Raw genomic sequence first — 15,340 nt, 5'->3', positions numbered from 1 at the left:
CTTTTTTATAGAAAAATCAGTCTCGGAAATTTTTAAATTGAAATGGTTGACCTAGCTCCCCGCTGCGCACAACCTGCATTGCTTCTTGTAAATCATCTCGCTTTTTACCCGTTACACGCACTTCTTCACCTTGAATAGAGGCTTGCACTTTAATTTTTGCATCTTTAATTACTTTGACCACTTTTTTAGCCATCTCCTTATCAATGCCCTGCTTCAAAGCCACTTTACGAGATACATATTTCCCAGAACGCTCAATATCTTTGAGTTCTAAACTTGCGACATCGAGACCACGCTTTGACGCCTTACTGGCTAATATATCGAATAACTGCATCACTTGTGGATCCGCTTCCGCTTTTAACGTGATCGTTTCATTAGCAAGTTCAATTGAAGCATCTACACCACGAAAATCATAACGGGTTTCAAGCTCACGTTTGGCATTGTCTACTGCATTTTGTGCTTCTGTAATTTCAATTTCTGACACGATGTCAAATGATGGCATAATAATCCTCCTAATAGATATCCATCAATTATATCAATCTAAAATTAAGTTTGGACAGCTTTTTATATTCACCCAACAGCCAGTTTTCAATGATATACTGACCGCACTCTTTAACACACCAACAATCTAGGATGTTTTGTGACCAGACGTATTTATCAAATTGTTTTGCTTATCACCTTGGCCATTTGTACTGTATTGTTTGCGAGAGAAATCCAGCATTCGGGCATACAGATAGAACACCTTGATAAAATTGCTCACTTCGGCATATTTTTCATACTCGCTTTTATTATGCAGCATGCTTTTAAATGGCCTATGTGGTTACAAATTACTTTATTAGCAAGCTATGGAGTTGGCATTGAATTAATGCAAGGCATGCTACCCCATCGTCAAGCATCTTTTGCAGATTTTATCGCCGATGTACTTGGGGCTATCAGCTATTACGCAAGCTATACTTTATGGCGTACTTGGTGCGGTAAGAAATATGGCTAATATACACATTCTGGGGGCCGGTGCTATTGGCTTATCCCTTGCCAATGCTTTTAGTCGCACTCACCATACGACTTTGCTAGTAAGACGCGAATACGCAACCCCATTTACTTTTTATCACGATCAAAAAAGCCATGTTCTCCCTGTTGAGCACATCAACATTTATTCACTAACACAACGCTCCCTCGTTATTAGTAACTGCTTTATTTGTGTCAAAGCATATCAATTAGCGCACGCTTTTTATTCAATACTCCCGTACTTAACAGAACAAGCAAATGTATTTATTAGCCACAATGGCATGACTAACCTCAATGAATTTAAACAACACCTAAGTCCAAAACAAGCACTTTTCTTTTTTAGTACGTCAATGGGAGGATTAAAAATAAATGATACGACGGTACAGGCAACGGGAGTCGGAGAAACCTATTTAGGTGTATCAAATGCAACAGCCTCAGAACGATTATCATACTGCTTTAGTGAGTTTTTTTCTTCGCTCTTACCTCATAGCAAGATCCACCCTGATATTGAGCAACTAAGGTGGCAAAAGCTACTGGTGAATATCGCTATAAACCCTTTATCTGCAATCCACCAAATCAGAAATGGCCAACTACGCCAACCAAAATACGCCAGTACCATTTTACAATTATTAAATGAAGCATGTGCCGTCGCGCGTGCAGAAAAAATCGATGTTGAGCTTAGCGAAGCACTAACAACAGCCTATCAAGTAATGGCTCGCACACAAAATAATTCCTCATCTATGGCGCAAGATGTTCTGAATAATAGAAAAACCGAAGTAGAGGCTATTTGCGGATATATCGTACAAAGAGGTGAACATCACAGCATTGACACGCCTTTTAACCGAAAGATGCTCATTCAATTATTGGACTCTCACAATTGATGAAAAAAAGCTGAGTATGCATAACTCAGCTTTATCATAAGTGCACTCCCCCCTATTCAGGCTTGTACACTTTTACGTTCATAAACCCATTCTCATGCAAGATAAGTGCTTGCAACTGACTCATTACGCCTTTTTTACAGTACAGATAATATTCTTTATCTTGAGGTAAATCCGCAAACTTGGTACTTAAACGGAAAAATGGTAGGTGTACAACTTCCACATTATCTACTTCAAGAGGCGATGCATCTTCCTCATCGGGCGCGCGAATATCTAAGATCACGCCATTTTCGGGTAGCTGACTTACACTCTCAGCTTCTTTTACTTCTTCTTTTGCTTCAGCTTCTATATCTCTAATGTCTTTCACTGTGGCATTTTTAATGACCGTGTCTAACACATCAAAATCAAATTTAGCTTCTTCGGCAATAATTGTATCAAGTTTGGCTTTTACTGTTGGTTTCTTAGAAATAACACCACAGTATTCTGGCATTGCTTCCGCCATTTCAATGGTGCCTATGTCTCTTGCTATATTAATGATTTCGGCTTTATCATGTTGAATCAGCGGGCGAATAATCAACGTTTCCGTCACTCTATCAATGACATTTAAGTTCACAAGCGTTTGGCTCGATACCTGCCCAATACTTTCACCAGTGACTAAAGCCGGAATATTTAATCGCTCTGCGACTTGGCTACCCGCACGTATCATCATGCGTTTGAGCACCACTCCCATTTGACCGTTTTCAACATTTTCAAGGATTTCAGCAACAACAGGTTCAAAATCAACAGTAATAAATTTAACCTTATGTGTGGAACTGAAACGATTCCACAAGTAATGACTTACCTGTTTTACACCGATTTCGTGAGCTGCTCCCCCAAGATTGAAGAACAAAAAGTGTGTACGAGCGCCCTTTCTCATCATTTGATAAGTTGCGACCCCAGAATCAAACCCACCAGAAATGAGCGAAAGTACATCTTCTTGAGTTGGTAGTGGAAATCCTGCAATACCGTAATGGGTATGGGTTACAATATAAGCTAATGCCCCCTTAATTTCTATTTTTACAGTCACTTCGGGTTTGCTAAGCTTTACCTTTGCACCTGATACATTTTGATTTAAGCCACCGCCAACATAACGTTCAACATCAGAGGACGTAAACGCATGTTCCCCTTTTCGTTTAACTCGAACGCAAAAAGTTTTATTTTCAATACTGTGTCCGGCAAGCTCTAATGTACGTTGATAAATATCATCAAGAGTATCAAAGGGTGTCTCCTGTACTTCAATAAACTGTACAATGCCTGGTACTCGTTTTAAGTTATCGATAAACAACGCGTGAATTGTTTCATCAGTACTTTGACTCTCAACTGAAATATTGTCCCAGTTATTTTTTACTCTGACATTTTCATCAAAACGACGCAAAATAATTTTGATATTTCTTTCAAGCACTTGTGTAAAGCGCTTACGAACAGATTTGCTCTTGATTGCGATCTCAGGATGCAGTTTGACGATAAGTTTAAGCATAGAAATAACTCTTTAGACTGGGCGAATGCGCGCCGGGACAACTGGCGCGCGATTATAGCAAACTTCTACACGACTAGGAAATAACCACTTGGCTAAAATGACCTAATTACGCAATACTCGGTAATGATTCATCAGCCAATTGCTGATAATGCGCTTGTAATAAACCTATTTTTTGTGTACTTAGGTCAGTACAATAAGGCTTAAATAACATCAAAACTTTAACTATCCCATTGTAAATATCTTGCTGCTCTAACACCCCAGTTAAACGACGCGCTTTCACATAAGGCGTCCAAAAACTCACTGTCATTTTCAACATATGTGCGACTTCAACTGCATCCTCATCGCTAATATCAATCACTTTGCTGGTTCTTAAGCCAATCACCACTGATAGAACTTGTTCAAACAAGTCTGCTTGAAAAGAAATGTACTCCTTTTTCAACACTTCATCCCTCGCTAAAATATCGGTTAAGTTGTCATAGAAAAAATGATAACGCCACATCAGTTCAAACAATGAATCTAAGTACTTAGTTAGTTGTTCTAGCGGTTCAAACTCCGTATTCAAAGGTTTAAAATGAGTACTTAAATGCTCTCGATATAATGTAAAAATATTACGGATAATGTCTTCTTTGTTTTTAAAGTGGTAATACAAGTTCCCCGGACTTATTCCCAAATTAGAAGCTATGTGGTTGGTGGTTATTGCTCGTTCTCCATGTAAATTAAACAAAGCAATACTGGTACGAATAATTTTTTCCTTGGTATTCATATCCTGTTCTCTCTAACACGCAATTTTTATAATGTAAGTAATATATAACCAGCTAAGTATAGCTAATTAGAATAACTGAAAATAGCATTAATCAGTTTTAGATATAAGCAAAAATGCATCTAAGCAGACCAGTGAAATATAAGCAGAACACTGGTATTATGACGCAAACTCATCGAACTCATTGATTTATGAAAGTAACTGCCCTATACCCAGGAACATTTGATCCATTAACAAATGGTCACTCTGATCTCATTAAACGAGCAGCTAAAATGTTTGACGTTGTGTTGCTGGCCATAGCCTACAATCCAAACAAAAAACCCTGTTTTACGCTCGATGAACGTGTGGCGCTGGCCGAACAGGTACTTAGTGAATATAAAAATGTGCAAGTCATTGGATTTTCTGGTTTACTCGTCGATTTGGCACAGCAGCACAATGCCAGTGTACTTATCAGAGGTATTAGAGCGGTATCTGATTTCGACTATGAATTTCAATTAGCAAATATGAATAGACGATTAAACCCCGATTTAGAAAGTGTTTTTCTTACTCCTTCAGAACGAAACTCCTTTATCTCCTCTACTTTAGTTAAAGAAGTTGCGTTACATGGTGGAGATGTAAGTGAATTTGTCGACCCTATCGTCGCTCATGCATTAAAGGAAAAACTACACGGATGAAACATTTACCGTTAACACTCGCAGTCTGTTTGTTCACCAGTACACATGCTATAGCAAGCCCTTGGATCACATCGGACGAAAGCGCGCTCAAGCACTCACTCGACTTACTCGCAAGCCATGGTGTAATCAATCGTCCAATTAATCAATACCCACTTTTATGGCAAGGTATTGTACAAGATCTCTCTCGCGTTGATGAAAGTACACTCAGCCCACAAGCGCATTTTGCCTTACAGCATGTTAAACATGCTTTGCAACAAGCAAAGCGAGCACAATACTCAAGCATTAAGGCGTATTTTGATGACGCTCCTTCGCTGAATAATGACTTCGGTTCACGACAAGCTGCTCAGTCAGGTATAAATACATATAGCATCATCACTGGCACTAACGTCAGCGCTAAAATACAAGTGAATTATGCTGACAAAGCAATAGATGAGAAAAAGATTAATCACTATGGTAGTCACTTAGCAATACTATATGGAAATTGGTCCCTCAGCGCGGAACGTTTGAATTATTGGTGGGGTCCAGCCAATGACAATGCGATGATGTTGTCGAACAATGCCGCCCCAATGAAAGCAGTACGACTCAGCAGAGCCAACAGTGATTATGATGGCCCTCGTTTTCTATCATTTATCGGGCCTTGGCAAGTCACAGCGATTGCGGCTAAGCAAAAACCTCGTTTATCGCAAAAACACACAGGAGACTTTTGGGGAATAAGACTATCAACTACGCCAATTAGTGGTTTAGAGCTGGCTTTTAGTAGTACAAGTAGTGACTTTATTTTCTCTGGCCCAAGTAATTTAAAGGATACAGATAAAACAACAACACAACGCCGACTGACCAGTTTTGATTTTAAATATTCAACCCTCATTGCAAATCGAGCATTGTCTTTTTATGGTGAAGTGATGGGCGATAACGATAAAGGTCTCGCGCCACAAAATAGTATGCAGACTTTTGGTGCCGAAACATTTTTTAGTAACGCCCACTATCGTGCCAAAGCCTATATTGAATATAGCGACAGTACAACTGACTGCAAGGCACAGCAAGCAAGCTTTCAATGCAACTTTGCTGAACCTTCACAAGGCTCCGATTACAAAGAGCGTGATCAGTGGCTAGGCGCAGCAATTGGGCCTCAAGCTAAAAGCATTACCCTTGCTGCAGATTACTATCAAATGTCTGGCATCGGTGCTTATGCCAAATTAAAACACATCGAATTTGAACATATCAAAACCAAGCGCACTTTATTGGAAGTAGGCTATCAACACGGCTTGCTTGGAGGACTAGGTAAAATAAGTACTTCTGTTTGGCAAGATAAAGATGAAAATAAAAATGGGAATGATGATGTGAACAGTGCAGTAAAATTAAGTTGGGAATTCCAGTTTTAATCCGAAGAGCATAAAAGTATGTATAGGTAAGTTTCATCAAGCTGGTCTTATACTACTTTTATATGCTCACTATGTCACCTCATGCCAGAGAGTAGATGTTTAGCACGCATATTAAGTATCAATGATACTCGAAAAAAAGTAAAACCATGGATACACCTAATAATAGTACGGGCATAGTTAGCCGTGAATGATTCAAAACATAGTTATCTTCTCATTAAGCCCGCCCCGAAACACAAGCCTCCTACTAGATTTAATAAAGCAGTTATTTAACATATACAGCACTGATAAAAGATCGCACCCGGCTTTTAAATTTATATTACCAAGAAATCTCTATGTATAATTAAAGAGAGTACTACTATTAAGTCTAGTAAACTAATAGACTTGATATACAGATTAGCCAGCCACACGGGATAATAGAAAATCTCCTCTGCCACACTTACCATGTGTAAGAGTAAGAAAAGCAACCCACTCGATGCGACACATAAGATAAGGTAAAATCTTGATATTATCCATTTTTTAGAATTAATTTCATGAGCTTATAAATTTTTAAAATAACTAAAAAAATCTATTATGCAATACAAAAAACCGAATACCCTGATAAGGTTCAATGGAAAAATCAGTGATTGACACTAAAAGTTGGTATTATAGGAACGAAATTGTAGAAAGCTCACAAACACAGATTCAAGCGGGTAATGCTTTTCATCAGCTTTAAAAGCACTTGGCTCAAACATTCGCGCAAATTCAGCCGTGTAGTGATCAAAAGCATAGATAACATCAAGTTACTTACCAAACCACTCAACAATGGCAAGAAACTAAGTGATGAACTAAACAATTCTAACTTATACGATGACTCTATTAAGGCTGTGGATATTAAAATTTTTCTTTGAAAGGGTAAGATCAGACCTATTGTAGTTAGAAAAGTAGTTATATATTATGACAATGATAATTCCAGATTAAACCATGAAATTTCAGTTACACAAAAAAACTAAAATACAAAGCATTCATTTAAAAAGAGCATGAATATAAAAATTTATTACCTATATATTAGTTAAGAAGAAAACCTTTTCTTTATTGCAAAAAAACCAAGTAAATCCCGATTTAAAATAAGAACTGAAACCATAAATATATCAACAGAATTCACTAAAATAGTATATAAGTGCCAAAACCACCAAGAATCTTTATTTTCAAAGAAATGGAGGTCAATGAACATTATAAAAAATAACATTGAATTTATTGATAAACCTAAAAACACGTAAAAAGATGCTGTACAGAACTCTATTTTTCTTAGTTTATGAATTAAGTAAATAAGAAGTATAACGAGTAAATCATATGCTATCCACTCTAGATAAACCCAATAGCTAAAACTTAACTTTACTAAATGATTACTTATAAAATAGGAAGTTGCCATAACAGCTGAGGTAATCAGCAGAGAGAGTTGTCTATTAATTCCAGATATATAAAAGAAAAGGTTAAGTAGAAAACTCAACCCCATTCCAATAACGATAATAGTATCAAAGTGTAAAGATAACTCCGATAATGCATTACTCAGCTGGACTATAATATGTACTCTCCAAACCTCTAATCTTTAGACTTAGGCCTCGCGCCACCGCCTCGAGCCCCAGAAACAGAGCCTAGAATTGACTTACTTATTATGACCTTACCAGAAAGTTCTCTATTCTTACTAGCACTTTTCGATGATTTGCTTTTTTTTGCTAACATTTCAATTGATATAAACATAATTTCCCTCAGTTCCAATATTAACTCTTTGACACTTCATGCCCGAAGTGTCAAAAAGCCATGACCATTGAAATTAGGCAAATACCGAGCCACAATGTTAAAATATTTAACAACAAAACCAAGAATTGCAACACTATTCAGAAAAACAAAATAAACTAATTGTAAATCACAATTAATAACTCTATGCGACATACCTGCATGATATAAATTTACTGGACTTATTGGTTAACATAAACTCCATTGCAACCTCATCACAATTGTCTTTTCTTAAACACAACTCACAATCTTTCATGACTTTTTCAGGTAAACTTTCTTTAGTGCAATCAATAAACCCTTGCTTTGTAAAAAAACCTGGCACCCTTGTTAACACAATGATGCGATGTAGCGCCAACTTTTTAGCTTTAGACAATAAATAGTCAACCAATTGCTGCCCCTGACCTTTGACGTCAACGCTTGGGTTGATGCCTAATGAGCGAATTTCGGCCAAACCAGTATCATAAATATACAATGAAGCACATCCTGTTACTTTTCCATCCACTTCTGTCACTGCAAATTCATTGATTGAATGTACCATGTCACTTTTGGCGCGCGGTAGGTTCTCTCCGACCTTAGCCCAGTACTGCACAAGCCCAGCAATTGCTTCTACATCATTTAACGTCGCATCTCTTACCGTAATTTGCCGTTTTTTTTTCGCAGTTTTAATCGCATCACTTACTTGCGGCAAAGATGTGCCGCCTATCGCTTGCCGTGCGGCAATACATGCGTCAATTTCTAATACCGGATAAACATCTTCCTCAATGGCATCACAAACAGCTTTAAACTCCTCAATCGGAAGCTGTTCAAGATTTTTCTGCTTCGCAATTGCTACTTGAACTAGCTCACCAACAATATGATGCCCTTCTCTAAATGGGATCCCTTTGGTCACTAAATAATCAGCAAGTTCAGTGGCATTAGCGTGCCCCCCTCGCGCCGCTAATAATGTGCGTTCAGAGTTGACTTTCAGCCCGTTTAAACACGCTTGCGCCATATGAATACAGGCTAACCAAGTTGGCATTGCATCAAACAACCCTTCTTTATCCTCTTGCATGTCTTTGTTATATGCAAGTGGCAGCGCCTTTAGAGTCATCATCATGGCACTAAAAGCACCAAATACTCGCCCAGTTTTACCTCTTATTAACTCTAAGGCATCAGGGTTTTTCTTCTGAGGCATCAGTGATGAACCTGAGGTAACACTGTCGCTGAGTTCGATAAATCCAGCTTCTCCTGAATTGTAAAAAATTAAATCCTCCGCGAAGCGCGATAAATGAATCATTGAAATACTGGCACAGCTCAGTAATTCTACGACGAAATCTCTATCTGAGACTGAATCTAAGCTATTTCTTGATGCTTCAGTAAAACCGAGTGTAGACGCCAGAGCTTGCCGATCTATAGGGTAAGCTGTGCCAGCCAAGGCTCCACAGCCAAGAGGGCACACATTCAAGCGTGCAATTGCATCATTGAGCCGTGACTCGTCACGTTCCAGCATCTCGACATAAGCCATACACCAGTGACTAAATAGTACTGGTTGTGCACGTTGTAAATGCGTATAGCCAGGCAGGATAGTACCAAGTTCACGTTCTGCAACCGCTATAAAGGCAGCTTTCAAGCTACCAATCGCGGTCAATATTTGCTCCGCGCTTTGACGACTCCACAACCTGAAATCTGTTGCAACTTGATCATTTCGACTGCGCCCAGTATGAAGCTTCTTCGCCAAGTCACCCACTTTGCCGATAAGCTTAGCCTCAACGTAAGAATGAATATCTTCAAACCCTGATGTGGCAACTGCAGTCGGGTTTTCCTCAACCTCAGATTGTAGCTGCTGTAACGCGTTGACCAACTCTTGATGCTCATTACCAGTTAAAACATCAACTTGCTGTAATGCGCCTGCCCATGCAATTGAACCAATTATGTCCTGCTCTGCCATTTGATAATCAAATGGCAATGAGTCATTAAATTGCTTAAATGCAGCGTCAGGGCCTGATGAAAACCGGCCACCCCATAATGCCATGTCTATTCTCCAAACTCAGTACAATTAAATCTGACTATTTTGTTTTACTATTCAATGTTGCTATTCTGCTTGATAATGAAAACAAGCGAATAAAACCTTCAGCATGAGACTGGTCATACACATCGTCATCCCCAAATGTTGCAAAATCTTCACTATATAAGCTATTCACCGACTGCTTTTGTACCGCATGAACCTGACCTTTATACAGCTTAAGTACAACTTCGCCCGTCGCCTGGTCTGATAACGCTTCTGCGCCAGCTAAAATGGACGCTTTCAATGGTGTAAACCAACGACCGTCATAGACCAAATGCGCAAACTCATTACCCAATGTTTCTTTCCATTTTCGACTAGATTTATCGAGTACCAGTTCATCTACCGCTTGTAATGCAGCCATCATGACTGTGCCACCTGGTGTTTCATAGCACCCTCGTGATTTCATACCAACTAAGCGATTCTCAACAATATCTATTCGACCTACGCCATGTGGTGCAGCCAAGTTATTTAATTGAACTAAGCAATTATACGGGCTATAACGCTCACCGTTTACGGCAACCACTTGTCCTTTCTCTACAGAGACCGATATGTACTCAGGCTTATCAGGGGCCTCTTCAGGAGAGTTAGTCATGGTCCAAACTTGTTCACTCGGTTGATTCCACGGGTCTTCAAGTTCACCACCTTCATGTGAAATATGCCATGCATTTGCATCTCGACTGTAAATTTTTGTCGCAGATGCTGCACATGGAATATCACGCTGCGCTAAGTAGTCCAATAAAGATTCACGACTGGTCAAATCCCACTCTCGCCAAGGTGCAATTACATCAAGATCTGGTGCTAAAGCCGCAAAGCATGCTTCAAAACGTACTTGATCATTACCTTTGCCAGTACAACCATGGGATAACGCATCTGCGCCAACTTTACGTGCTACCTCAACCTGAGCTTTTGCAATAATAGGTCGAGCCATAGAGGTACCTAACAAGTAAGTGCCTTCATAAATGGCACCTGTTTTTAAGGTCGGGTAAATATATTCACTGACCATTTCTTCCTTTAGGTCAACAATGTGACATTCAGACGCACCTGATGCTATGGCTTTCTCTTCAACACCCGTTAACTCATCAGCGCCTTGCCCTACATCAGCCACAAATGCGACAACTTCACAGTCGTACGTTTCTTTTAACCAAGGTACAATTGCCGATGTATCTAGACCACCTGAATATGCCAATACCACTTTCTTAAATTTACTCATGATCTTCCTTACAGATAATTTGGGTTTAACAACGAGACCAATAATGCATTTTGCGCATGCATCCGGTTTTCAGCTTGTTGAATGATTTTTGAATGGGTGCCATCCATCACTTGTGACGTAATTTCATACTCTCGGTGCGCGGGTTGGCAATGCAATACACAGCTGGCACCGGTTTGTTCTAATAAAGTTTGATTAACTTGATAAGGCATAAATGTCTGTTTTACATGTTCAAGTGGTGTATTGTCGCCCATCGACACCCACGTATCTGCATACAGAACATTTGAACCAGCGGCTGCTTCGACTCTGTCGCTAATCAAAACAGACGCACCGTTAACTGCCGCGATTTGTTCTGCTTGTTTTACTATCTGCGCATCGGGAGAATGCCCTTTGGGGCACACAACTACGAAATCGGTTCCAAGGGTGGCCGCCAGCAACATCAACGAATGTGTTACATTATTGCCAGCTCCTATAAATGCCAACTTAAGTTTACTGACATCTCCATAAACCTCTTGCAAGGTTAAAAAGTCTGCTAGTGCCTGACATGGGTGATACAGGTCACATAAACTATTTACAATGGGAATGCTCGAATTTTCTGACAACGTCGTCAATGTGCTGTGATGATTCACTCGCGCTACCAAACAATCAGCCCAAGTGGCAATATTCAACGCAAAATCACGCACAGACTCTCGACTGCCCATCGCGCCATTTTGTTGATCTAAATAAACAGCATGTCCTCCGAGTTTATTAATGCCAATATCAAAAGATAATCGCGTTCTTAAACTTGGCTTCTCAAATAGTGTAACGACTGATTTTCCGGCCAGTGCCTGACTATATTCTTGAGGTTGTTGCTTAATATTTAGCGCTAAATTAAGTAATTGTAAGGCTCGGTTTTTATTTAATTCCAAACCTGTTAAAAAATGTGTCATCATCGTATTTATTCCTAAGGTGTAACTTGTGTTCCAGCATGTTTTCCGCCAACCAGAAACGAGAGGTTTTCTGGCTTTTGCCAACTTGAAATGTACACTCCTCGTCGTAAATATTGGGCTGCGCGAAGGCTGGTCTTTACTTTGACCTCCATTCCACCCACGATGACTCCTGTTTCAATAAGCATGTTAATCCCCTCAGCATTCAGGTGCCGAATAGGCTGCTTATTTTTATCTAATACGGCTTCTACATCAGTCATAAAAACGAGTTCAGCACCGAGTGCACTTGCGATAGCTTCCGCAGCTTCGTCTGCATTCACATTATATAACTGCCCATCAGGACCAATACCTATTGAACTTACAACCGGTAAACGGCCCATTGCCAACAACTCTGGGAGCACACCGCTTTTCCCAACTTGGCACTGGCCAACTTGGGCTAAGGCTTTTAACTTTTGCGTGACTGTTATGCCTGCTTCATACAAACTACAACCGAAAGGTTGCAAATTTGCGACAATAGCTTGTGCCATTAGCTGCTTATTTGCGCACCCAGACAACGCACCAATAATATATGGCATTTGCTCTTTTGGACTGATCCGTAACCCTTGATGCTTTGCCGTTGCAAATCCAGCATCACTTAACCACCTATCAACTAATGCCCCCCCTCCATGGACCAATATGAATTGGTTGCTTGGGTGACATGTTGCAATTTTAGCCATTTCTTTAAACAACTCTGTCGCTGCATCATCTTGATTTAAAACTGCACCACCCACTTTAATTACCCAGGTCTTCATACGTTATTTTCCTTTAAACCGAGGTAACTAGGCTGTTCATTGACAATATTCATGCACTGAATTGCTTGTCCCGCAGCCCCCTTTAGTAAGTTATCGATGGCAACCACCACGATAAGCTGTTCACCTTGTTGCTGCCACCCAATGTCTACGTAAGGCTGTTTAACTACCCCTTTAATTGAAGGCAAAACACTGCCTTTTAAGCGAATTAAAGGCTCATCAGCAAGTACTTGATACGCTTGTTCAACATGCGCGGCACTCGTATTAGGCTTTAACTTGATATAAATTGTTTCTAAAATGCCTCGCGCAAAGCTGCCCAAATGTGGCGTAAATAAAACAGGGTGTTCAAGGTATTGGGATATTTCAGGGGTATGGCGGTGATTAAACAACCCATATGGCGCAAGTGAAACCTCACAAAAATGCGTCGCCATATTGGCTTTTCTACCCGCCCCAGTAACACCCGACACCGCATTGATAATGACGGGCTCATCCGAAAGTAAGTTAGCATCTTTCAAGGGCTTCAGTGCATTAAGAGCTGCAGTAGGGTAACACCCAGCTACCGCGATCAATTGTGCCTTTTTAATCTCCGCTGCATACCACTCAGCCAAACCATATTGCGCTTTTTCCAGCCATTCTGGTGATGGGTGCTCAAATCCATAATAGTTATCATAATCACCACTGTTTGCTAAACGGTAACCACCAGATAAATCAAACACCTTTTTTCCTTGCGCTAAAAACTTAGGTGCTAACTCAACGCTCACTTTATGATCTGTGCACAAACATACATAATCAGCTTGATCAGAAATAACGATCAATGCCTGTTCAGTAAGCGGTAATAAAAAAGTGTCGAGCAAACCTGTATGTTCTGGATACAACTCACTCAATAACTTGTTTTTATCCAAGCTTTGCTCTGACACATAACAACCCTTCAGGGAGAAGTGGGGGTGTTTGGCTATTAAACTGGCAAGCTCCGCGCCGCTATATCCACTGGCGCCAATAATCACTACATTCTTCATCTTTTGTACTTTCTCTTAATATCAATTGCGTTTTTACATCGTTATAGAATTAAATAGTGAATATTTATCGTCGCATGCCAGCCCTTAAAATATATTTATGCTGAAAAAGTGAATTGATATTCATCTTAAACAGCTTTACATTGTTATGCAATTACTTTGAATAAATATTTTGGAAAATATTATGCAAAACCCAGATTTTTTATCTATGTACCAACAATTGATCGCCAGCCCTTCCATTAGTGCTCTCGATGAATCTCTAAACATGAGTAATCTAAGCACCATTAATTTGCTGGCCAGCTGGTGTGAAAACTTAGGCTTTAATATTGAAATAACTGAGCTGACAAGTGCCCCAGGGAAATACAATTTACTTGCAAAGCGCGGTGAAGGTGATGGTGGTTTAATGCTTGCTGGTCATACGGATACGGTCCCATTTGATGATAGCCGCTGGAGCCAAGATCCTTTTAATTTAACGATCAAAGACAATAAGTTATATGGTCTTGGTACAATTGATATGAAAGGCTTTTTTTCCTTTGTATTAGAGGCTATTAGTCAGCTAGATACAGCAAAACAAACTGCCCCGATTTTAATTTTGGCCACCGCAGATGAAGAAACAACCATGGCTGGCGCACAAGAAATAGCAAAACATCCAACCCTAAAACCTGAGCGCTGTATTATTGGAGAACCGACCGATATGACACCCGTTTTTATGCATAAAGGCCATATGACTTCAGCGATTAGAATAATTGGTCGTTCGGGGCATAGCTCAGATCCTGAGCGAGGGCTCAATGCGATTGAAATAATGCACACCGTCATTGCAAAGCTATTACAGTTAAAAGAAAAGATAAAGAATAAATATTCAATTGAGGATTTTGCAATCCCCTACCCAACACTTAACCTAGGGCATATTCACGGCGGAGATAATGCAAACCGGATTTGTGGCTGTTGTGAATTACATATTGATATACGCCCGCTCCCAGGGCTTAGTATCCAAGAGTTACAACTGCTGTTACTTAATTCTATAAAATCCATCAATGATGAGTACCCCAATAGCGTCTCGGTGATTGATATGCATGAGCCAATTCCGGCTTTTAATGGAGCAAAAGATAGTGCGTTAGTTAGCCTTGCTGAAAAAATATCAGGGGAAAAAGCGGTTGCGGTAAATTATTGTACGGAAGCCCCTTTTATTCAGCAATTGGGATGCGAGACGATTGTGCTGGGACCTGGTTCGATTAAACAAGCTCATCAACCCGACGAGTTCCTTGCCATGGAAAAAATAGTGCCTTCACAACAGATAATCACGCAGTTGATCAAAAGCTGCTGCTTTGAATAATGTGATATGACAAAAAAGCGCCGAGTGACGCTTTTTTGGTCGTT

13 protein-coding genes are annotated in these 15,340 nt (G+C 39.8%); 5 read left to right on the top strand and 8 right to left on the bottom strand.

The features are described from left to right. Nucleotides 1–16 precede the first annotated feature (16 nt). On the bottom strand, nucleotides 17–499 hold the full coding sequence (locus J8L97_RS04550; protein ID WP_192505844.1) for a YajQ family cyclic di-GMP-binding protein: 483 nt from the start codon (nucleotides 497–499) through the stop codon (nucleotides 17–19). A 138-nt stretch (nucleotides 500–637) separates the two neighbouring features. On the opposite strand from J8L97_RS04550, the gene J8L97_RS04545 reads away from it, so the two are divergent. After that, nucleotides 638–988, top strand: a complete 351-nt coding sequence (locus J8L97_RS04545; protein ID WP_211048049.1) for a VanZ family protein — start codon at nucleotides 638–640, stop codon at nucleotides 986–988. Continuing rightward, nucleotides 981–1,883 (top strand): ketopantoate reductase family protein, encoded by a 903-nt coding sequence (locus J8L97_RS04540; RefSeq protein ID WP_211048048.1) that lies wholly within the window; start codon nucleotides 981–983, stop codon nucleotides 1,881–1,883. The genes J8L97_RS04545 and J8L97_RS04540 overlap by 8 nt, the downstream gene beginning before the upstream one ends. Nucleotides 1,884–1,935: 52 nt before the next feature. Here J8L97_RS04540 and thiI read toward each other — a convergent pair whose 3' ends face one another. Both thiI and J8L97_RS04530 read right to left on the bottom strand, forming a co-directional pair. Beyond that, entirely contained in the window at nucleotides 1,936–3,396 is a 1,461-nt protein-coding gene (gene thiI / locus J8L97_RS04535; RefSeq protein ID WP_211048047.1) for a tRNA uracil 4-sulfurtransferase ThiI, read from the bottom strand. Nucleotides 3,397–3,502: 106 nt separating this feature from the next. Further along, the gene (locus tag J8L97_RS04530) at nucleotides 3,503–4,159 is read right to left on the bottom strand and encodes a TetR/AcrR family transcriptional regulator (protein WP_211048046.1); all 657 of its coding nucleotides are present in this window, start codon (nucleotides 4,157–4,159) and stop codon (nucleotides 3,503–3,505) included. Between the two features lie 188 nt (nucleotides 4,160–4,347). On the opposite strand from J8L97_RS04530, the gene coaD reads away from it, so the two are divergent. Together coaD and J8L97_RS04520 are read left to right on the top strand one after the other, a co-directional pair. After that, on the top strand, nucleotides 4,348–4,830 hold the full coding sequence (coaD, locus tag J8L97_RS04525; protein ID WP_210996539.1) for a pantetheine-phosphate adenylyltransferase: 483 nt from the start codon (nucleotides 4,348–4,350) through the stop codon (nucleotides 4,828–4,830). Further along, nucleotides 4,827–6,212: a capsule assembly Wzi family protein gene (locus J8L97_RS04520; RefSeq protein WP_211048045.1), complete on the top strand. Its 1,386-nt coding sequence runs from the start codon at nucleotides 4,827–4,829 to the stop codon at nucleotides 6,210–6,212. Before coaD ends, J8L97_RS04520 begins: the two co-directional genes overlap by 4 nt. Nucleotides 6,213–8,130: 1,918 nt before the next feature. Here J8L97_RS04520 and argH read toward each other — a convergent pair. From argH to argC, 5 genes are read right to left on the bottom strand one after another with little or no spacing between them, the layout of a single operon-like run. Next, entirely contained in the window at nucleotides 8,131–9,996 is a 1,866-nt protein-coding gene (gene argH / locus J8L97_RS04515) for an argininosuccinate lyase (RefSeq protein WP_211048044.1), read from the bottom strand. Between the two features lie 34 nt (nucleotides 9,997–10,030). Beyond that, nucleotides 10,031–11,239 (bottom strand): argininosuccinate synthase, encoded by a 1,209-nt coding sequence (locus tag J8L97_RS04510; protein WP_211048043.1) that lies wholly within the window; start codon nucleotides 11,237–11,239, stop codon nucleotides 10,031–10,033. An 8-nt stretch (nucleotides 11,240–11,247) separates the two neighbouring features. Continuing rightward, a complete protein-coding gene (locus J8L97_RS04505; protein WP_211048042.1) occupies nucleotides 11,248–12,168 on the bottom strand; it encodes an ornithine carbamoyltransferase in 921 nt (306 codons plus the stop codon). Nucleotides 12,169–12,179: 11 nt separating this feature from the next. Beyond that, the gene (gene argB / locus J8L97_RS04500) at nucleotides 12,180–12,953 is read right to left on the bottom strand and encodes an acetylglutamate kinase (RefSeq protein ID WP_211048041.1); all 774 of its coding nucleotides are present in this window, start codon (nucleotides 12,951–12,953) and stop codon (nucleotides 12,180–12,182) included. Further along, nucleotides 12,950–13,966 carry an N-acetyl-gamma-glutamyl-phosphate reductase gene (gene argC / locus J8L97_RS04495; protein WP_211048040.1) on the bottom strand — a complete coding sequence of 339 codons (1,017 nt, stop codon included), beginning with the start codon at nucleotides 13,964–13,966 and terminating at the stop codon, nucleotides 12,950–12,952. Before argC ends, argB begins: the two co-directional genes overlap by 4 nt. A 181-nt stretch (nucleotides 13,967–14,147) precedes the next feature. On the opposite strand from argC, the gene argE reads away from it, so the two are divergent. Continuing rightward, nucleotides 14,148–15,296, top strand: coding sequence for an acetylornithine deacetylase (gene argE / locus J8L97_RS04490; protein WP_211048039.1), 1,149 nt, complete (start codon nucleotides 14,148–14,150; stop codon nucleotides 15,294–15,296). Nucleotides 15,297–15,340: the final 44 nt, after the last annotated feature.

The sequence above is a fragment of the Pseudoalteromonas sp. MMG012 genome (assembly GCF_018100875.1).
GTDB classification, from domain to species: Bacteria; Pseudomonadota; Gammaproteobacteria; order Enterobacterales; family Alteromonadaceae; genus Pseudoalteromonas; species Pseudoalteromonas aurantia.
The sequence above is the reverse complement of the archived record's forward strand: the minus strand, read 5'-3'. Positions and strand labels throughout refer to the sequence as shown.